This window comes from Marinicella marina (genome assembly GCF_030065545.1).
In the GTDB taxonomy this organism is placed as follows: Bacteria; Pseudomonadota; Gammaproteobacteria; order Xanthomonadales; family Marinicellaceae; genus Marinicella; species Marinicella marina.
In genome coordinates this window covers 355,104-372,875 of the sequence record NZ_JASJNC010000001.1, presented here as the reverse complement: position 1 = coordinate 372,875, position 17,772 = coordinate 355,104, and the positions used below count along the sequence as shown (strand labels likewise).

The 17,772-nt window shown below is 45.1% G+C and carries 20 protein-coding genes; 11 read left to right on the top strand and 9 right to left on the bottom strand.

Annotated features, from left to right (window positions below):
• The first annotated feature begins 28 nt into the window (after positions 1-28).
• Entirely contained in the window at positions 29-367 is a 339-nt protein-coding gene (locus tag QNI24_RS01740) for a PAN domain-containing protein (protein WP_267175692.1), read from the top strand.
• A 109-nt stretch (positions 368-476) separates the two neighbouring features.
• On the top strand, positions 477-2,375 hold the full coding sequence (locus QNI24_RS01735) for a choice-of-anchor Q domain-containing protein (protein ID WP_267175691.1): 1,899 nt from the start codon (positions 477-479) through the stop codon (positions 2,373-2,375).
• A 42-nt stretch (positions 2,376-2,417) separates the two neighbouring features.
• Here QNI24_RS01735 and QNI24_RS01730 read toward each other — a convergent pair whose 3' ends face one another.
• Positions 2,418-3,734 (bottom strand): hypothetical protein, encoded by a 1,317-nt coding sequence (locus tag QNI24_RS01730; protein ID WP_267175690.1) that lies wholly within the window; start codon positions 3,732-3,734, stop codon positions 2,418-2,420.
• A 122-nt stretch (positions 3,735-3,856) separates the two neighbouring features.
• Between QNI24_RS01730 and QNI24_RS01725 the strand changes: the two genes are divergently transcribed.
• From QNI24_RS01725 to QNI24_RS01690, 8 genes are all read left to right on the top strand, one after another.
• Complete coding sequence (locus tag QNI24_RS01725) at positions 3,857-4,738, top strand: winged helix-turn-helix domain-containing protein (RefSeq protein WP_267175689.1); 882 nt, start codon at positions 3,857-3,859, stop codon at positions 4,736-4,738.
• A 72-nt stretch (positions 4,739-4,810) separates the two neighbouring features.
• The gene (locus tag QNI24_RS01720; protein WP_267175688.1) at positions 4,811-5,242 is read left to right on the top strand and encodes an HIT family protein; all 432 of its coding nucleotides are present in this window, start codon (positions 4,811-4,813) and stop codon (positions 5,240-5,242) included.
• Positions 5,239-5,667 carry a potassium channel family protein gene (locus QNI24_RS01715; RefSeq protein ID WP_267175687.1) on the top strand — a complete coding sequence of 143 codons (429 nt, stop codon included), beginning with the start codon at positions 5,239-5,241 and terminating at the stop codon, positions 5,665-5,667. The genes QNI24_RS01720 and QNI24_RS01715 overlap by 4 nt, the downstream gene beginning before the upstream one ends.
• Positions 5,668-5,953: 286 nt before the next feature.
• Entirely contained in the window at positions 5,954-6,721 is a 768-nt protein-coding gene (locus QNI24_RS01710; RefSeq protein ID WP_283708467.1) for a c-type heme family protein, read from the top strand.
• A 3-nt stretch (positions 6,722-6,724) separates the two neighbouring features.
• On the top strand, positions 6,725-7,828 hold the full coding sequence (locus tag QNI24_RS01705; protein ID WP_267175685.1) for a serine/threonine protein kinase: 1,104 nt from the start codon (positions 6,725-6,727) through the stop codon (positions 7,826-7,828).
• A gap of 9 nt (positions 7,829-7,837) precedes the next feature.
• Positions 7,838-9,079 (top strand): methyl-accepting chemotaxis protein, encoded by a 1,242-nt coding sequence (locus QNI24_RS01700; protein ID WP_283708466.1) that lies wholly within the window; start codon positions 7,838-7,840, stop codon positions 9,077-9,079.
• 68 nt (positions 9,080-9,147) lie between these two features.
• Complete coding sequence (locus QNI24_RS01695; protein WP_267175683.1) at positions 9,148-10,290, top strand: helix-turn-helix domain-containing protein; 1,143 nt, start codon at positions 9,148-9,150, stop codon at positions 10,288-10,290.
• 103 nt (positions 10,291-10,393) lie between these two features.
• Positions 10,394-11,833, top strand: coding sequence for a S41 family peptidase (locus tag QNI24_RS01690; RefSeq protein ID WP_267175682.1), 1,440 nt, complete (start codon positions 10,394-10,396; stop codon positions 11,831-11,833).
• A 48-nt stretch (positions 11,834-11,881) separates the two neighbouring features.
• Here QNI24_RS01690 and QNI24_RS01685 read toward each other — a convergent pair whose 3' ends face one another.
• The 3 genes from QNI24_RS01685 to QNI24_RS01675 are packed head-to-tail and all read right to left on the bottom strand — an operon-like array spanning position 11,882 to position 13,295.
• Positions 11,882-12,343 carry a methyltransferase family protein gene (locus QNI24_RS01685; protein ID WP_267175681.1) on the bottom strand — a complete coding sequence of 154 codons (462 nt, stop codon included), beginning with the start codon at positions 12,341-12,343 and terminating at the stop codon, positions 11,882-11,884.
• Complete coding sequence (locus QNI24_RS01680) at positions 12,340-12,780, bottom strand: acyl-CoA thioesterase (protein ID WP_267175680.1); 441 nt, start codon at positions 12,778-12,780, stop codon at positions 12,340-12,342. The genes QNI24_RS01685 and QNI24_RS01680 overlap by 4 nt, the downstream gene beginning before the upstream one ends.
• Positions 12,777-13,295, bottom strand: coding sequence for a P-loop NTPase family protein (locus QNI24_RS01675; protein ID WP_267175679.1), 519 nt, complete (start codon positions 13,293-13,295; stop codon positions 12,777-12,779). Before QNI24_RS01675 ends, QNI24_RS01680 begins: the two co-directional genes overlap by 4 nt.
• A 116-nt stretch (positions 13,296-13,411) precedes the next feature.
• Here QNI24_RS01675 and QNI24_RS01670 point away from each other — a divergent pair, with 116 nt between their 5' ends.
• A complete protein-coding gene (locus QNI24_RS01670) occupies positions 13,412-14,149 on the top strand; it encodes a hypothetical protein (RefSeq protein WP_283708465.1) in 738 nt (245 codons plus the stop codon).
• An 18-nt stretch (positions 14,150-14,167) separates the two neighbouring features.
• Here the strand turns inward: QNI24_RS01670 and QNI24_RS01665 are convergent, their stop codons facing one another.
• The 5 genes from QNI24_RS01665 to QNI24_RS01645 all read right to left on the bottom strand — a co-directional run bounded on the left by QNI24_RS01665 (position 14,168) and on the right by QNI24_RS01645 (position 17,743).
• Positions 14,168-14,536, bottom strand: a complete 369-nt coding sequence (locus QNI24_RS01665; protein ID WP_267175677.1) for a cupin domain-containing protein — start codon at positions 14,534-14,536, stop codon at positions 14,168-14,170.
• A 3-nt stretch (positions 14,537-14,539) separates the two neighbouring features.
• Positions 14,540-14,920 carry a VOC family protein gene (locus QNI24_RS01660; protein WP_267175676.1) on the bottom strand — a complete coding sequence of 127 codons (381 nt, stop codon included), beginning with the start codon at positions 14,918-14,920 and terminating at the stop codon, positions 14,540-14,542.
• 60 nt (positions 14,921-14,980) lie between these two features.
• Positions 14,981-15,682: a GGDEF domain-containing protein gene (locus QNI24_RS01655; RefSeq protein WP_267175675.1), complete on the bottom strand. Its 702-nt coding sequence runs from the start codon at positions 15,680-15,682 to the stop codon at positions 14,981-14,983.
• Positions 15,683-15,746: 64 nt separating this feature from the next.
• Positions 15,747-16,664: a 1-aminocyclopropane-1-carboxylate deaminase/D-cysteine desulfhydrase gene (locus tag QNI24_RS01650; protein WP_267175674.1), complete on the bottom strand. Its 918-nt coding sequence runs from the start codon at positions 16,662-16,664 to the stop codon at positions 15,747-15,749.
• Positions 16,661-17,743, bottom strand: coding sequence for a GGDEF domain-containing protein (locus tag QNI24_RS01645; RefSeq protein ID WP_267175673.1), 1,083 nt, complete (start codon positions 17,741-17,743; stop codon positions 16,661-16,663). The genes QNI24_RS01650 and QNI24_RS01645 overlap by 4 nt, the downstream gene beginning before the upstream one ends.
• Positions 17,744-17,772: the final 29 nt, after the last annotated feature.

The following is a 17,772-nucleotide window of genomic DNA, read 5'->3' as shown; positions in this document are numbered from 1 at the left end:
TCCAACTCATTCAACCAAGGAGAATATCATGAAAAATCAATTGAAGTTAACCACCCTCATTTCGTTGGTAGCCGCCGCAATGCATGTGCAAGCGATGGAAAAAGACACCATCTATAACATGCCAGCCGATGCTGACTTCAGCCAATACTACTTGCCCAATGAGGCCCAACCCAGCAAAGGCGCTGTCACCACCGCCGATCAATGCCTGAAAGCTTGTGAAGCGAATCAGGCCTGTGTGGTCTGGACCTTCAAACCCGGTCGGTTTGGCAGCCCAGCCTCTTGCAAGCTGTCACCCAAAATGATGTCGGATAAAGGGGTGAAGTCATCCTATGCTGGTGCGGCCTCGGGCGAGATCGATAACAGATAGATCGCACTTTGAACCGGTTGCATGACAGCAACCGGTTTTCAAAAAAAGTGTCAGTCATCCGTTGCATGGTTTGTTAAGTGGGTATATGAACATTTGTCAGGAGCATTCCATGAAAAAACTACCATTGATGATTTTACTTGTTATCAGTTTAAACACCGACGCCAACCTGTTGGTGGTCGACAGCAATCAGGATGTGATTCAAGTCGATGGCAACTGTACTTTGCGTGAAGCCATTACGGCTGCTAATTTTGACATCACCGTGGACCAGTGTGGCACTGGCTTCGGTGATGATTTGATTTGGGTGTTACTGGGAACCAGCGGTGATGCAATTCAACTCAGCAATCAACTGGGCATCACCGACGGCGTCGAAATACAGGGACCTGGTGCCGATCAATTGGTTTTGTTTCCAAGCAATGATCACACCGGGCATGTGTTTCAGATCAACACCAACCGAGATGTGGTCCTCAAAGACTTCCGCATCGGTGGCGCCCAAGCCAGTGCCGTTGATGTGGTCAATGTGGATGAACTGGACGTTGATGGGGTGCGCTTCCTCAACAACACGGCCGGCGGCAGCGGTACTTTTGGTGGTGCCATTCATGCCGACACCGACTCCGGAGACACCCTAAGCATCAATCGTTTGACGGTCATCAACAGCCAATTCATCAACAACAGTGCTGGCGCCGGTGGTGCCATGGCCATATCAGGCGCGTTTCCGGTCAGCATCACCGATGTTGTTTTTGATAACAACAGCGCCTTGATTGGGGGCGGTGCCCTGTTCAGACAAAACAACAGCCGTGAGGTGTTCAATACCAGCCTCAACATCACCAACAGCCAATTCCTCAACAACAGCAGCAACACCATCGGTGGCGCCATCACCCTGGACTTGGGATTCATGAACATAGATCGCAGTTTATTTCACAACAACCAAGGGCAAAGTGTGTTGTACATCAGCCGCAGTGTGACCGAGATCGAAAATTCACTGCTGGCCGAAAACCCGGTCAATGAAGTCATCTTACACAGAAATTTCAGCAACTCTCCTGATCCCACTGAGATGACCTTGGCTTTCAATACCTTTTTGGACAATCAGAACCTCGACATTGAAAACAATGGTTCTGGTGGCAGCCTGGCCACCTACTTGCTGGCCAACGTGTTTGACTCTGCTCAGTTGAACAATTGTCAGGGTCCAGGCACTGTTTCATTGGGCTTCAATGTCGAACGATTGGGTGCCACATGTGCCATCGGCGGCAGTGACTATTTCGGCACAGATCCTGAACTGTTGCCATTGGGCCTGTATGATGGCGATGTTTTGATTGCGCCACCCTCGCCCATCAGTCCTTTGATCGATGCGGCTGGTAGCCAATGCAATGATTTCGATTTGTCAGGTATTGGCCGGCCAAGAAACGGTGATGCGGTGGGGACAGCCACTTGTGACATCGGTGCTGTTGAACGCCCGAATGCGCATCTGCTGAGTCTCGTAACTGCGGGTAATGGATCCGGTCAAATCAACCTGGATGAGTTTGCCATGGTGTGTTACACCCCGGATGATTGTGACTGGCCACTGCAACAAAATCTCAGCTACACCTTACAACCGATCGCTGATTCGGGCAGTCAATTCACTGGCTGGAGTGGCGCTTGTAATGGCACAGGAAACTGTCAGGTCACCATGGACAGTGCCAAAAATGTCACCGCTGAATTCACCGCCCTGATCAATACCGTCAGCTTAGACTTACAGACATTCCAAACCGAGAACTTCCAAAGTGTGACCGTCACCAGTGACCCAGCTGGCATCGAATGTGGCAACACCTGTGCCTTCGAATTTGAAGCGAATGAAGCGGTGACCCTGACCGCCAACCCTGCTGGTAATACCATTGTGGATTATTGGGACGGTTGTGATCTGGAGAGCAATGATGGCTTGGAATGTACCGTGTTCCTGGGCAACAACGACCAAACGGTGCAAATTTACTTAGACACCAACACAGACGTCATTTTTGTTTCAAACTTTGATTGATGCCGGTTCACCGACAGCCAGGGATGGCTGTCGGTGGCCCTTTTACAAATTGATTTCACACACCGAATGCGGATCAAAACACTCAAAGAAAAGCCGCTTCGCTGCCGCGTCATAAATCATTGCCTCTCCGGTGTAAGGGTTTCGATGAACCGATTCGTTCACAACCTGTTGCGGATCAAGTTCCGGATTGAGGGCCAATTCCAACTGCAGTTTCAACAACAGCACCATGCCATTCAAATCATGCACGCGCGCCAAATAATCTTTGTAAACAGGCAGGCCGTAACTCACCAGTTCTTTGCCCGTCGGATTATAGAGCATGGTGGATGACCAGCTCACAGGCGATTCAAACTGACCTTGCCCATCAGCATAAAATTGATGGATTTCAGCCGAGCTCATTTGTGCCAAAGCTTTGGCAGGTTGCAAAAAATATCGATGGTGTGTGTTAACCGTTGCCTGTGGTTGGTACAAACTGAACCAAGAAAGCCATTCTTCAGGAACGGCGCTTTCAGGCCTGTCAAGGACAGACAGGATGAACTTGAATTCATGAATGAAGGTGTTGGTCATGTCCATTTCTTGTGCCGACAGGTTCATAAGTTGTTGTTGTAAATGGGCCAATTCCGGTTGTTCGAACCGCTCATTTCGAATGCCCTCTGCAAGGGTGAACAATGTGTCTCTGATGGTGCTGACCACCACCATCTTGGTGATCATGCTGTGACTGTCCCTCAGCACCATGCGCCAAAAACGCAGGTCCTTGAGCAACGTTTCCATCAGTGCCGCATTGCGCTGTTGCACATAAGCCCGAGCCAAATATATTCTTTTGGTGATGAGGATGGGCGCATAGGCCAGCATCGGAGCATCCCAGTCAAATTGAATGGCTTCTTGAAAAACATCAAATTCAACCATGGTTTCGTAACGCCGCATCAATTCCAACAACCGAAGGTCAGTCACTTCCTGCTCCGCCAACTGCGCGATCAAGCGCTGCATGCAATTGATCTGCTCTCTGGAATTGCATTGGATGTATTGTTCTCGCCAAATTCTGTCAGAACCTTCAGGAGCGCGATAGCGCTGACTGAGCGCTTGTTGTGGATAATCAATGCCCTGGTTGTTGATTTCCTGGTTCAGTTGTTGACGCAACGCTTCAACCGTTTGTGTAAAGGGTTGGTCCAGGCCATGGCCGAAAGCCCACATCGCCAAATAGGCGTTGTTTTCCTGGAACGGTTCGGATTTTTGGTCGCGAATGGCCTGCACTTCTGGCAACAACGCCTGGTCAAATGGAGACGTATTGATCACCACCGTGAATAACAACAAAGTCAGCAGCATGGCCGTTAAATAGAAAAAAGTTCGTTTGATGATTCTCATGTCAATGCCTGTCATTACAATGGCACCATTATGCTTGAGTCGTGCGCCTCAGTCCTGAGTAAAACCTGAGGAAGGTTTGAGCGCGGCTTCCATTCACCCAAAGCGGTGGTAAACTGTGCCGCATGACCAGAACCATGCCAACCTACATGCAGTCAGCGGGATTTTTGCTCGAGACCGAAACCGGTCAGGTCGCGGCCCTGGCTGAAAGCGAAGAACACCTGAGTGTTGCCAATGAGGGACGCCGGGTGCGGCTGAGCCCGGTCAACCGGCGCGTGTTGTTGGCTTTGTGGTCTGCGGCTGGACAGGTGGTGAGCCGTCAGCAGTTGTTTGATCAGGTTTGGCCCAATCAAACCATCAGCGATGATGCCTTATCCAGAAGCATTTCGGATTTGCGTTCACAACTCAAAACCATGAGTGGAGAACACCCCTTGATTGAGACGGTACCCAAAGTGGGTTATCGTTGGGTGCCCCCAGTCACTGAACACCCACCCAAATCAACCAACCATGCGCTGCCCAACTGCCATAAAAAACAACAGCCCCTTGCCAGTCAAACAACGCACAAGCTGGCGGCTTTGGTACTGGCTTTGCTGATGGTGGTGGTGTTGTCCCTGATGGTCCTGGGTTGGATGCAATACCAAACGCGTGCGGCCGCCCAAAGCACCAACCTCATCATTCTGAAAACCACGCCAGATGACTCCGCCGATTGGTCGGCTTGTCTCAAACAGGCCACTCAGGTTCAGCCCAACATGCATTATCTGTCTGAACATGCCCGTTCCGCTCACCCCGGTAACCCTTACCCATTCTTTGCCCATGAGTTCAACATCAGGTGGTTCATCACCTCACACGTCAGCCAACAGGCAGGGCAGCAAGTCGTGAGCTTTAGCTTGATCGATGCCCGAACTGGGTTGGTGATTCGTGAGCAACGACACCCGGTGGCCGAAACCATTGATCCTTCACTTTGCCGTGATTGGGTGCAGGCCATAGACAACCACAAATCTCCTTGAACGGCATGGCTACCGTCATTTCAGCGTTTATATTGTTGTGCACTGCAGCAACCATCGGGTTAGAATATTGCCATGAAGCATTCACCGGAACAGGCCTTTGTCATTGACCCCCAGTTGTCTTTGGATACCCATTGGTTGTTTCGTTGGCGCACCATTCACGTGCTGTTACACCGCAATGCTGCTTTGCCTTGGGTGATTCTGGTTCCGGAAACCGAGCTGATTGAATACCATGACTTGCCGGCGTCTCAACAACAAGACATCACTGAAATCAGTCGTGCCCTGGGTCATCATTTCAAACAGCAAATGGGTGCTGAAAAGATCAATTTTGCCGCCATTGGTAACGTGGTAGAACAACTGCATGTTCACGTCATTGGGCGGCATAAAAATGATCCGTTTTGGCCGGAGGTTATTTGGGGCAAAACCCTGCCAGATGCCAGTTATGATGAACAACAAATACATACCATGAGTCAGTATTTACGTCGAAATCTTACAAAGCAACTGTGATTGTTCTGGCCAGCTTAATCAATACCTTGGTGGTCGCTTTGGTGGTCTTGATTCATTATCAATTCCTTTACATGCTGACCAAATACATCCCCAAGCTTAAGATCAAACACAACTACCGCATTGTGCTTGGAGTCTTTGGTGCGTTGTTGGCTCATTCCATTGAAGTATGGGTTTTTGGCTTGGCGTATTACCTCAAACTGAAATCCGGTTTGTTTGGTCACTTTGAGGGTAACTTTGATGGCAGCTTGTTAGATTGCGTTTATTTTTCTTTCACATCGTTTACCACACTTGGATTTGGTGATATTGCGCCCTTGGGTAACATTCGCTTTCTTTCAGGTATTGAGTCATTGACGGGTCTGGTGCTGATAACTTGGTCAGCTTCATTCTTGTTTTTTGAAATGCAGCGATATTGGAAAGTCAAATAGAACTGAATAACCCACACTGAAAAGGTGGGTTATCATGGTCATTGGTGATGCCGTGAAAACACTTACAATCACCACACTTTATTCAGCAAGCAACATCGTTCTACCAGCATTAGAAATAATAATGTCTCAATGCATAAAAACACCATATTTCAATCACTTAAACAGCTCTATTGGCTCTTTCATAATGTTCAATTTGGCTTACTGAAAAAAGTTTTTTTTAACATTTTTGTCAGATTAATTTGCCAGCCGGGTTCTCTTTTCATACTTATTTACACAAAAAAACCAGATGGGCCTGAGAACTCAATTTAATATACTGCTGCTGATTAACCTGATAATTTTGGTGTGGGCGCTGAACCACTTTCACCAAAAAGAAACCACCTTGCAGTTCAATAAGCAGTTATACAGCAAAGCACAGCAAATGCACCAATTGGCTGAAAACATCAGAGACTACACGGCCCTTGAAATCACTCCTTTGCTGGCAGAGCTCAGTGATGATTTTTATCCCCAATCAGTGGGATCTTATTCAGCCACCCAAACTTTTAATAGCCACGATGGCGCTGAAGTTATTCACCAAGTGGCCCTGCAAAACACCCAAATAGTACGTTACCAAGCCAATGTCTGGCAGCAAGAATTAATCAATCGCTTCAAATCAAACAACGCTGCGATGGAAATTACCGACCAACTTACCGATGCAAAAGGCCGTTTTTTTGTGTTTACAAAGCCCATCAAATCGAATGAGCAGGTTTTAGGGGTCAAAGTGATTAAAATTCGTATCGAAAGGGCACTGCTGGCTCTGGAGAAAGCCAACATCAACTATTTGATTCAAATCGGTTTCCTTTCATTGGTTGTCTGGTTGATCATGAATGTGTTTATGCATTTGATTGTGTTCAAACCTTTACAGCATACTTCTCAGCAAGCCAAAAGCATCAGTTTGGGCAACAGTGACATAACCGTGTTAAAGGGCGCCTCAGGAGGCACTGAAATCAACACCATCAGGCAGTCCTTTAACCGCATGCAAAACAGCCTCAAAGCAGCCATGAGTCATTTGAAATAACCGATGAGCACGACACCAAAAAACATCGGAAAATACCAGATTTTGAAGGTTGTTGGGCAAGGAGCCATGGGTGTGGTGTATTTAGCCCTTGACCCAACCATCAATCGGCGGGTAGCGATTAAGACAGCTCTGAGTGATGGACCGAAACATAACCAATCCGCCCAGCGCTTTGTGCGAGAAGCTAAAATGTTGGCTCAATGCGCGCACCCCAACATTGTAACGATATTAGATTTTGGTCAACAAAGTGAGTTGGCGTATATGGTGATGGAATACATTGATGGACCAGACTTACAACTGTGGTTAAAGCAGCATAAAAAATTACCATTGAAGTTGATATTAAGCCTGTTTGCCCAGTTGCTTAAAGCACTTCATAAAGCCCATTCAAAGGGCATCATTCACCGTGATTTAAAACCTGAAAATATCTTGGTTAAAAAACCACACACCTTGAAATTAACTGATTTTGGTATCGCCCGCAATCAAACAAACCCACACATGACTCAATTGGGCATCACCATGGGCACGCCTAAATACATGGCTCCAGAACAAATGTTTGGTTCCGATGAAATAGGTCCACACACCGATGTTTATGCCTTGTTCGTGATCCTGTATCGATTGATGCGCCAATTGAAAGACCCAGATACATACGATGCCATTCCTTTGAACACACCTGACCAATTGGCTAAACACAACCAGTTCAGTGCCGACACATCAATACCCAGGGCCATGCACGACTTCATGATAAAAGGGTTAAGTATCGCTGTCACTGATCGCTATCCAGACATGATGGCGGTAAGCCATGCGTTCAAAACAGTGTTGGCGACTTTACAACTTTCAAATAAGCCGAATCAAAGCAAAGACGCTGCATCTGGCATCTTTACCACTGGCACAGTTATCACCCAAAGTGACGCCTCTTGGCGTATTGATGAAACCATATTCAAGCAAATGCGAGCCCACTTGGCTGAATTGATTGGACCCATGGCTGATTTCATACTGACCCAAGCCCTTAAAAACAGCCAATCGACCGACCAGTTGGTCATGCAGGTTGCCTCACAATTAGACCACCCCGCCGACAAAGACTTGTTTGTTGATCGTTGGCGCAAAGCATAGAGATATATGATGAAATTCGGATTGAACCAAAAATTAATGACTGTTGGAACCCTGGCTTTACTGATTATGGCAGCCATTCTGTGGTTCAGTAACCGCGGCATCACCCAGCTATCTACTGACATCACACTGTCAAAAGAAATGAGTAACATGCAACAACTGGTTAACTTGATGCAAGAACAATCGACACAATACAAACAAAACGCCCCGCGTGACTATGAGTCATATAATCGAGACTTGAAGGTTTTCTTCACCCAGTTGCAAGACAACCTAAGCACCCTAAAAACACAGGTTGAAAGCGTGGCACACCAATTTTATAACCGTTCGAGTACCACCGACCTCTTGCTAGATGGCATGTTGATTGAAAAAAACAGCCAATCATTCATAGCTATGGAACAGGCATCTGAAATTTTTGATCGGGGTTTTAGAGAACAAATTGGAGACAACCCTGATGAACCACGTCTTGAATGGGGAAACGATTACATCTTGAATGATACATCAGGTTTATTCAGTAGCATCTCAAGTGCGCATTTGAATTTTGAAGCTTTGGTTGAAGCGCAGCGCAAAGCCACGGTCAAGTTCAATTGGCTGGCCATTGGTTTGATTGGGTTGGTTATGCTGTTGTTGTTCTTTTGGTTCAACCAAACCATTGTTAAGCGTGTCATTCGAGTGGCCAAAGCTTGTCGTGAAGTGGCTCTAGGCAACTATGGGTTGAGAATTAATGACAACAGCCAAGATGAGTTGGGCCAATTGGTTGAAGATTTTAATCACCTATCTGGTCGCTCAAAAAGCATTCTTAATCTATTGAACCAACTGCACATTGCACCCTCAAAACAACAAGCCCTCGAAGTCATTCGTCAAGAATCCAGAGCAATTGTTAATGTCTCAGGGGTGTATTTGCTGTTACCTAACAAAGAATCTTTTGCATGTAGCCTCATAGCTTCTGATCAACCACAAGAAGAATTGGTCGGTAAGAGTTTATTGAGCAACGATACCACCATTGAAAATATCCTTTCAAAGGAATATGTGCTGTTAAGCGATTTACTTTCCCACACAGTAAGCAATAAACAAGCTCACTTTTCTAAATACCTGTTAAACCAAACCCATGCCCATTCAGTTTTGTCATTGCCCATAAAATCTCACAATAAGAGTGGTGTCATTGTGTTTACGCGAAACAGCAAACAAGGGTTCCAAGAGACCCAAATTCAATCCTTGGTCAGTCTTTCACCTTTGTTTGCTAAAGCCTTGTTATAGTCACTTTCCGGTTGCCTCAAAAACCAACCCTTCTGGGATTCTGATTCAGGCTGTAATACAATGCTTTTATGGATGAAGGTACACAAATTGACATAACTTGGCGCTCCGCCCTGATGTTGGCTGTTTGTCTACCGGTATTATTCACCGGTATCGCGCTCATGTGGCACAAAGTAGAACGCACAGCCGCCTTGTTTCTGGGCTTGTTTTTAATGGCTGCGGTCATCAAAGTCATGCCACAAATCATCGGCTTTTCAGGTTTTTATGCGGTTTATCCGGGATTAACCTTTGCCCCTTTCAGCGTTGAGTTATGGTTCGGGCCTTTGTTGTTCTATCACATCCACCATTTGATGGTTGGGGCACCTGAAAGAAGACACTTGTTGCTGTTTGTGCCTGGCATGCTACAAACCACCTACTACACATGGGCTTTTATTTTTCTTGGTGATTACCTCAACAAATGGCAGTTCAATGGTGTCTTCCATGAACCTTACATTGTTCCTATTGAAACAATATTGGCAGTTTTAATGTTCATCTATTGTTGGGTGAAAATCATTGTACTTACCCGTCACTATGAAAAATACCTAGAACACCATGAGTCAACTGCAGCCACTTTTAAACCGGTTTGGATACACCGCTTACTGATTGCCATGACCTTGTTGTTGGTCCTTTTTGTTATGGTTCAATTCGTACCTACTTTTATCACCAATATGAGCTATGTTGAGGAATATCCCTTGGTGTTGGCCATGATGGTAATTTTAAGTTGGGTGGGTATCGATGCTTTGCGCAAACTGACTGAACACTTTCCAAAAATCAAGGCACATTCCGCTTTAAATATACCGCACAAGCAAGAGCCAGACAGTAACCAACAGCAGCCATATAAAAACCAACTGGACATCAACCAAATCACAACTGCCATTCAATCTCATCAGTGGTTTCTTGAACCACGCTTTTCGTTGCGTGAACTGGCTGAACGCCTGGGCAGTAACGAGACATATGTTTCTCGTGCCATCAATCAGCATTTGGGCAAAAGCTTCAATCAATACATCAATCAATTGCGCCTAGAAACCGCCAAAATAAAACTGCTTGAAGGTGACGCGGCTGTTTTGAATGTAGCGCTTGATTCCGGCTTCAACTCCAAAGCCACGTTCAATCGCGTTTTTAAAGACATGGTGGGAGTTACACCCAGCCAATTCAAACGCCAAAACACAACATAAAAAGTCTCAAAACCCGTAAAAAAGGTCTCATTTGATGGTATGAGGCGCATCAAAACTGTACATCATTAACATGTGATTCATCGTTCAACTCAGGAGATAACACATGAAAATATTACTGCTTTTAATCATTACAACCACCACAATAGCGGCCACCGAACACCCCAGAGAACAATGGTTGGATGTGGCTGCCGTAGTCGAAGACATCAAATTGGCACAGGGTGCCTATGAGCACATTCACCCCGGGTATACCAGATATGCCAATAAAAATAGCTTGGATAACGCTTGGCAAAACATCATCAATGTAGCCACTAAACACAACGGTATGACCTTGGCTGATCTTTACCTTAACATCAGTGAAACATTGGCTTTGGTTCGCTGTGACCACACCAAAGCTGAATTACCGAAAGCTTTGCGTGATGCCCGCAATTCAATCCCGGTTTACTTACCGGTACTTTGGCATCAAGTAGAAGGCCAAGTCTTGGTTGCCGCAGCCACCGAAACATCGGGGTTAAAGCGGGGCGATGTGATACTGAAGGTAGATGACAAAGACATCCATGAATTGATTGAACAAGTTAAAAAATACATCCCTGTTGATGGCTTCACTGACCACAGTAAGATCAATTTGGTGGCCGCATCAGCTGAACATCAAGGCGGCGCGCTGGACCACTTTGGGGCATTGTTATGGCAGCCAAAAGCACAAGTTAAGATGACTTATCGGACAGTCAATGGCACAGTTAATGAGAAAGTGTTTTCACGAATCACTTATGATCAGTGGCGCGCACTGAACCCTTCTCGGGTACGTAACTTCATAGATGCAGTTGATTTTAAATGGATCAATACAGATACCGCAGTACTTAAAATTGACACCTTTGTTAATTACCGCAATCCCATCAATCCAGACAAACTTTATAAGCCACTGTTCAAAGCGCTTAATGAGACACAAACGCTTATTCTGGATCTGCGTGAAAATGGTGGTGGCTCCAATGAACCACCGCTGCGCTTGTTGGCTTATTTGATGCCTGAAAAATTTCGTCAAGCCAAAGACGTCCAAGTTAAAACACTCAACCTCAACCCTTTTAAAAAACACCTCAGAACTTGGGAAAAGAGTGCCTTGAACCCCAAAGCATCTCGCTTCATTCCAAACCCGAATGGCTCATACAGTTTCAAGCCCAACATTTTGGATGACACCCAGTGGATCAAGCCCAATCGCAATCGATTCAATGGCAAACTGCTGGTTTTGACCAGTAACAATAACTCCTCTGGTAGCACCAATTTATTGTCTGTTCTGAAAAATCGTCCCAACACCACTTTTATTGGTGAACCAACTGGCGGTTCGGTTGAGGGCCCAACAGCAGGTGTTATCTTCTTTTTAAAACTACCTAACAGTGGCATCACAGCGCGTATACCTGCCTTCAGGTATTACAACGATGTCAGTGAATTCCAACTAGGTAAAGGCATCACACCAGATTTGGAGGTCAGCCTGAGTAAAGATGCGTTCATTGCAGCTCAAGACCCGATATTAGATGCTGCCTTAAAGTTTTAAGCCATCATTATTCCAGCACCCGCCTGCCATCTTGCTGGTGCTGGAATGTCATATCCATCGTCTGACTTGATTTTGATAGGCGGCATAGGACTTGCCAAAAAGTCGCAACAAAGCACGTTCCTCTGGTTTGATTTGAAATTGATTCATATAAACGACAAATACCGGCAGCAGCAAAGCTGTGACTGGGTTTGCTAGTTTGAACATAAATGCCAACAACATCAGTAAAAAGCCCAAGTACATGGGGTTTCGGCTCACACGGTAAATACCATTGGAAACCACCGATGTGGCCTTTTCAGGCCGGGTTGGATCAACCGTGGTGCTGGCTTTTCTGAAGCTGTATGCGCCCGCGGCAATTAACACAAAAGCCAACACAAACACCGCCCTGGCAACCCACTCATGCCATGGCCAAGTTACTTTTAACTGGGGTAAGGCTTGAGCTGTTAACCACATCAGAAAACCAAACAGCAACATCAACAAAGCCGGTGGTATTTTCAGCTCCAAGAATTTCATGAATTATTTTGTAGTGCTTTTATGGCATTTTTTAATGCCTCACTGGGTTGAACTTTTTGGCCTGTTTTATAATCTACCATCACCACCCGCCCTGTGCCCAAGGTAACCACAGTTTGTTGTTGTTCACTCCATATACCGTATTGCATCAAAAACCCGTATTCATGATGTTCCAGTACCCCCGCACCGGCAACGATGCTGTCGGGAAACACCAACGGCCGCCTGAATTTGGCTGAAGTTTCGGCCAAAATAGGACCAATTTTGGCTGACTGCATGTCATCCATCACGCCCACTTGATTGAAGTATGCCAGTCGTGCTGTTTCAAAATATTTAAAGTAAGTGGCATTATTAACGTGGTTAAAGGCATCCATTTCACCCCACTGAACCGGGAGGTTGACTTGTACTGGAAAGGCTTGATCAAAATCTGCTTGTGTTTTCATGGTTGGTTTTTCGTGATTTGTTTTTTATCATTAGAGAACGCATTATACAGCGCCTCATGTGCTTGGTATGAGAACTCGTCTTCACGTGTTTCGTATGCCGCAATCCAATCTAATAACATCGGTAAGTTGGCATCTTGATCGGCTTTGCTGGCGTATTTGTGCGACTCCCATGGCCGGTTTTTGGCATTTTCTTGGCACTGCTTGACCGATAAATTCATGAAAATCGCCTCATTGGCATAATGTGCAACATGCGCTAACAGGTCGGCATAACAACCCTCAATTACCCATGTATCATGACCTTTGATGAAAGCGTTTATGGCTGCAATGGTCGTCTCAATGGATCGGCGTTGCGGTGGTTTGGAGGGCAGCCAAGCCAAGGTATCAAGGTCTAAATGTGCCAGTTTATATTTGGTTGAAAGCTTTTTAGCTAGGGTTGACTTTCCTGAGCCAGAATTACCAAAAATAAGGACTCGTATATTGTTTGTTTGCTTTGACTTTATTGTGGTTTTACTCATAGACTAATAAATGCATTCCTGGTTAAGGCAACCGGTGATAAAATGGTTCCAATTATGATGAATCATTGTTTTAAATGAAGTATTTTTTTTGCATTTTTTTGCTGCTATCCTTTGGTGTGGACGCCAAAAGACCTTTCAAAGAACATCAAGACTTTTTCCTTGGTTTGGAGCACATTTATGTCTTTTCTGACGCTTTGATTTTGGATGACTTCGGCAACAATATACGTGGATTAGACGCAGAGCACAACTATTTGGTCAATCAGTTATTATTCAAAAAAATCAGATATTACTTGGCAGAAACACTCGATGCCAAATTCCACTTGGCACACAGCTCAATTGGTATGCATCTCGCTGGAAACGTCTATGTAACCGATACATATAATAAAAACAATCAAATCTATTTGCCACTGATCAGTGAGAATGACACCCCCAACCACCCCGTCGAAGTCATTGAAAGTACATTTGAACAAATATTATTCAGAACGGATAAAAGAAGAATTAATAAGCCGTTTCAAAAAAGATTTATCAACCATAAATTTAAAAATATTGAATCCCTCGGCTTAAAAGAAAAAGAAGCGGCCCTGTTTTTTTTGATTGAGGGAGCTAAAGTACCAGATAAAAAGAGGGGTAGTAAAACCGCACTGTCTTTGTTTTTGTCTTTAGGCAACTTCATTGCCATAGAACTTTCAGTATATAGAACTTATATGGTTGTGGTTAATCACGAAGGCGCTGTCAAATGGGCTTCTGTGGCCGGTAAACCAGGCAACATACTGGAAGATGACGACCAAACCTCAACCATTTGGGCATCATTCAAAAGGTTTCCCGTAAGAATCAAAAACCGCAAAGTCAGGTGACTTACACTTGACATGAAATCAGCTTGAGGAGAGCTGGTCTTTGATGTCTTTGGTTAAAGCTGATTTAGTTTTACCAGTATGCAAGGTGCTTTGTTTTTCAAACAACATAATCAAACATTCATCTGAGCTTGATGGTTTGTGCCTCACACCCTTGGGAACCACATAAACTTCTCCCTGCTTCAGGGTAACCGTTTCCGCTTCCATTTCGATCTTGAGGGTGCCATCTAACACCATAAAAAACTCATCCTCTTCATGCTCATGCCAAGTGAATTCACCTTTGACTTTTGCCACTTTGACAAAGTTGTCGTCGACCGCAGCCACCACTTTGGGGGACCAATGTTCATCGATTGATTGTGCTTTGTGTTTGAGGTTGATTGGGTTTCTCATGAGTTACTGGTTTGAATGTAGTCCAATCATGTTGCCCTCGGTATCCTCCACCAGGCAGACAAAACCGTACTCACCTACCTGCATTTTTTCTTGTTTGATGTGACCACCATGGGTTTGGGCTCTGGCAGCTGTCTCGGCACAATCCTCACAACTGAAATAAACCATGGTGCCACCACCGCCTGAAGGCACACCATTGACTTTGATTAAAGCCCCTGATGAGCCATACTGCTCCATCTCTTGCTCGAAGCCAAACATTTCAATGTTCGCGTCTGGTATTTCGATTTGACTCAATGTGACTTGCAAAGTGGCTTCATAGAAATTTTTCGCCCGTTGCATGTCTTGGACATACAACTCAAACCAACCAATGGGGTTTTGTTTACTCATCTTAAAACCTGTTTATCTATAATTAAAATCACCGAAGGAACTGACGTTGCAGTGCATCGCTTAAAGACCAGCAATGTGTTTGGCCTGATTCAGTGCTTGATCAGCACTGCGTATCCAGTCAATGCATGAATCCATGCTGCTGTCATAAGCGGCTAAACCGAAACTACAGGTGGTACTGATGGTCTGTTCCCCGTATTTTATTTTGGCTGAAGCAATTTTTTCACGCAGCTCTTTGGCTAATGTTTCTGCCGGTTCAATGGTCGTGTCTCGCAACAAGATAATGAAAGTGTTGTTGGCAAAGCGACCTGATAAGTCAGTGTTTCTCACCCGTTCAAGTATGATTTTAACCACCCTCTGAATGACCAGCTCAGAAGCTGTTTGACCACTATTAAGGATTGAGTCCATGTCATTGATTTCTACCATCATTAACACCGAACTAGAACGCTTGTTACGGATGTGACGTTCAAAAACTTCATACAGCCTTTTTTCAAAATACTCACGCCGATACAGCTGAGTTAAGTGGTCAGTGCGACTCATTTGATTCAGTTCGTTGCGCAAAGCAAGTAACCTGGTTGCATTTTTGCGAACAATGATGACCAATATCACCACCAACACCAACATAAAAATCAACAAAAAATTATTCAGCGTCAGCCATGTTTTGGTTTCGATTGATGCGTTTTCAGCCGCCTGTAAAACTGCAGATACATGCAGTAAGAACATGGCCTTGAGGGTGGTGCGTTTGTTGTAGGACTTTGTTGTCATAATATAAAAGCTGTATTATCAGCCATTATCATTATACGGGCTGCGGCGCGGATTGAAAATAAATTTATCTAAGGTCTTTGGCTTGGTTGGTGCCGCCTTGTAATCCCCCTGTGTGAATAATCAAAGGCCGATCTTCACTGGTTATTTGTTGGTTTTTGATCAGTTGTGCCAAGGCATAAAACGACTTGCTGTTATAAACTTTGTCTAATGGAATGCCCGTTATTTGCTCAAAACCAAGAGAAAAACCAATAAGCTCTTGGCTGTTTTTGGCATAGCCACCGCCACTGAACTCATGCAGCACTTGATAACCATGGTCGATTTCATTTGACCCAAGCCATTGATTGATGGTGTTTTCCATCTCCTGTAAACCTTTCAGTACAGCCACACCGATTACTTGACACTGCCAATTATTTTGAACCACACCCTGAACCAAACCGGCCACAGTACCACCGGTCCCCACCGGACAAATGATGTGTGTGGGCTCAGGGGTTTGGGCAGCCAGTTCAGTCACCATTTCAGCCACCCCTTTTACCGCCAACTGATTGCTACCACCCTCTGGAATCACATAAGACTCTGACAGAGAATTTATTGTTTCAGCAATGGCTGGTGCAGCTTGCTTCAAGCGATAATCGGAGCGGGACACAAACTCCAGCTGCATGCCCAGTTGGTGACAATGGTTCAGGGTGCTTGACCACTTCGAGGTTGTTTCTGCCAATTCATCTCCTCGCACAAAACCCAGCGCTTTCAAGCCAGCTTGTTTGGCGGCGAAAGCTGTGGCCAATAAATGATTTGAATAGGCGCCACCGAAGGTGATCAACGTTTGAGCTTGAGCTGACTGCGCGGCTTTGATGTTGTATTTCAGCTTTCTCAGCTTGTTGCCCTGTATCACTGGGTGGTTGAGGTCATCCCTTTTAACCACCACACTCACCCCCAAAAGGTCAATGCTTTGACAGGGTGTTGGTTGTTGCTGGTGCTGCCTCATGCTTGACTAGTGACCAGCTGATCCCTACCTAGGCTTTTGGCTTGATACATACAATCATCGGCCGCTTTGAGGGATTGTTCAAAGCTGAATCTCATGCGATGGTTGACAAAACCCATGCTGACCGATACTTTGATTTCTGGTGCGATGTTCAGTTGTCTGAACTGTTGTAGTAAACCATGTGCCAGTTCCAAGTTGTTTGCTTCTGAGCCTTCTTGTAAAATCAACAGAAATTCTTCTCCACCAAAACGGGCCACCACGGACTGTGACCCCATGGCATCACCCAACAGTTGTGCGCCCTGTTTAATCACCTCATCACCAACGGCATGGCCGTACTTATCATTGATGTTTTTGAAGTGATCAAAGTCCAACATCACCAATGAGATGGGTTCAAATGATTTTCCAGTAAAAAGTTGTTGATTCTTAATCCAATTGAATATCCCTGCTCGGTTGTATACCCCAGTGAGCTCATCGTGCTCGGATTGCCAGTGTAAGTTTTTGGCCAACTGATAGTTTTCCTCTGCGTATTGTTTGATTTTAATCACTGTTATTAAAGTAAACAAAACGATTGCTGTCATGTGCGGAAAAACCTGTTTGATGTATTCAAAATCAGGAATGTAAAAGACCGCCGCGCCATAATAGCAGGCCACACCAAGTAAAAATGTAACCACCAAATCAGTGGTTTTAAGTAAAGGCGCCATCGCAATGATGACCAACAAATAAAACACCGGCACAATGATAACGATGTATTTTTTCTCTGGAATCAACAAGTTCAATACCAAGAAAAAACCGAATGACAACAAGCCCAATGGTAAAAAATATTTTGGTAACTTATGGTGGTTTTTAGCACGGCTCATTAACGAGAGCAACAACAACAAAGGCAATGCCGCCAATGCCCGCAGTAAAACCACAGGGCGAATGTACTCAGGGTGTTTAAAGTAGTCCAAAAAAGCAAAGCACAACAAATAAGCCACACTGAAAGACAACAACATCTTGGCCACTGGAATCAGTCGTTCGCACTGGTAGCTCAGGTAGTCAGGAAATCCATTGTGTGTTGTGTCCTTGTTACTGCCGGTGCTCATGCTTATTGATTATAACAGAAACAATGATA

Excerpts from the sequence above, each read along its gene's own strand:
- QNI24_RS01675 (WP_267175679.1), bottom strand. The coding sequence starts at position 13,295 with ATGAGTAAAACCACAATAAAGTCAAAGCAAACAAACAATATACGAGTC.
- QNI24_RS01710 (WP_283708467.1), top strand. The coding sequence starts at position 5,954 with ATGGGCCTGAGAACTCAATTTAATATACTGCTGCTGATTAACCTGATA.
- QNI24_RS01650 (WP_267175674.1), bottom strand. The coding sequence starts at position 16,664 with ATGAGGCAGCACCAGCAACAACCAACACCCTGTCAAAGCATTGACCTT.
- QNI24_RS01680 (WP_267175680.1), bottom strand. The coding sequence starts at position 12,780 with ATGAAAACACAAGCAGATTTTGATCAAGCCTTTCCAGTACAAGTCAAC.
- QNI24_RS01735 (WP_267175691.1), top strand. The coding sequence starts at position 477 with ATGAAAAAACTACCATTGATGATTTTACTTGTTATCAGTTTAAACACC.
- QNI24_RS01720 (WP_267175688.1), top strand. The coding sequence starts at position 4,811 with ATGAAGCATTCACCGGAACAGGCCTTTGTCATTGACCCCCAGTTGTCT.
- QNI24_RS01695 (WP_267175683.1), top strand. The coding sequence starts at position 9,148 with ATGGATGAAGGTACACAAATTGACATAACTTGGCGCTCCGCCCTGATG.
- QNI24_RS01725 (WP_267175689.1), top strand. The coding sequence starts at position 3,857 with ATGACCAGAACCATGCCAACCTACATGCAGTCAGCGGGATTTTTGCTC.
- QNI24_RS01730 (WP_267175690.1), bottom strand. The coding sequence starts at position 3,734 with ATGAGAATCATCAAACGAACTTTTTTCTATTTAACGGCCATGCTGCTG.
- QNI24_RS01645 (WP_267175673.1), bottom strand. The coding sequence starts at position 17,743 with ATGAGCACCGGCAGTAACAAGGACACAACACACAATGGATTTCCTGAC.
- QNI24_RS01665 (WP_267175677.1), bottom strand. The coding sequence starts at position 14,536 with ATGAGAAACCCAATCAACCTCAAACACAAAGCACAATCAATCGATGAA.
- QNI24_RS01705 (WP_267175685.1), top strand. The coding sequence starts at position 6,725 with ATGAGCACGACACCAAAAAACATCGGAAAATACCAGATTTTGAAGGTT.
- QNI24_RS01655 (WP_267175675.1), bottom strand. The coding sequence starts at position 15,682 with ATGACAACAAAGTCCTACAACAAACGCACCACCCTCAAGGCCATGTTC.
- QNI24_RS01740 (WP_267175692.1), top strand. The coding sequence starts at position 29 with ATGAAAAATCAATTGAAGTTAACCACCCTCATTTCGTTGGTAGCCGCC.
- QNI24_RS01700 (WP_283708466.1), top strand. The coding sequence starts at position 7,838 with ATGAAATTCGGATTGAACCAAAAATTAATGACTGTTGGAACCCTGGCT.
- QNI24_RS01660 (WP_267175676.1), bottom strand. The coding sequence starts at position 14,920 with ATGAGTAAACAAAACCCCATTGGTTGGTTTGAGTTGTATGTCCAAGAC.
- QNI24_RS01690 (WP_267175682.1), top strand. The coding sequence starts at position 10,394 with ATGAAAATATTACTGCTTTTAATCATTACAACCACCACAATAGCGGCC.
- QNI24_RS01685 (WP_267175681.1), bottom strand. The coding sequence starts at position 12,343 with ATGAAATTCTTGGAGCTGAAAATACCACCGGCTTTGTTGATGTTGCTG.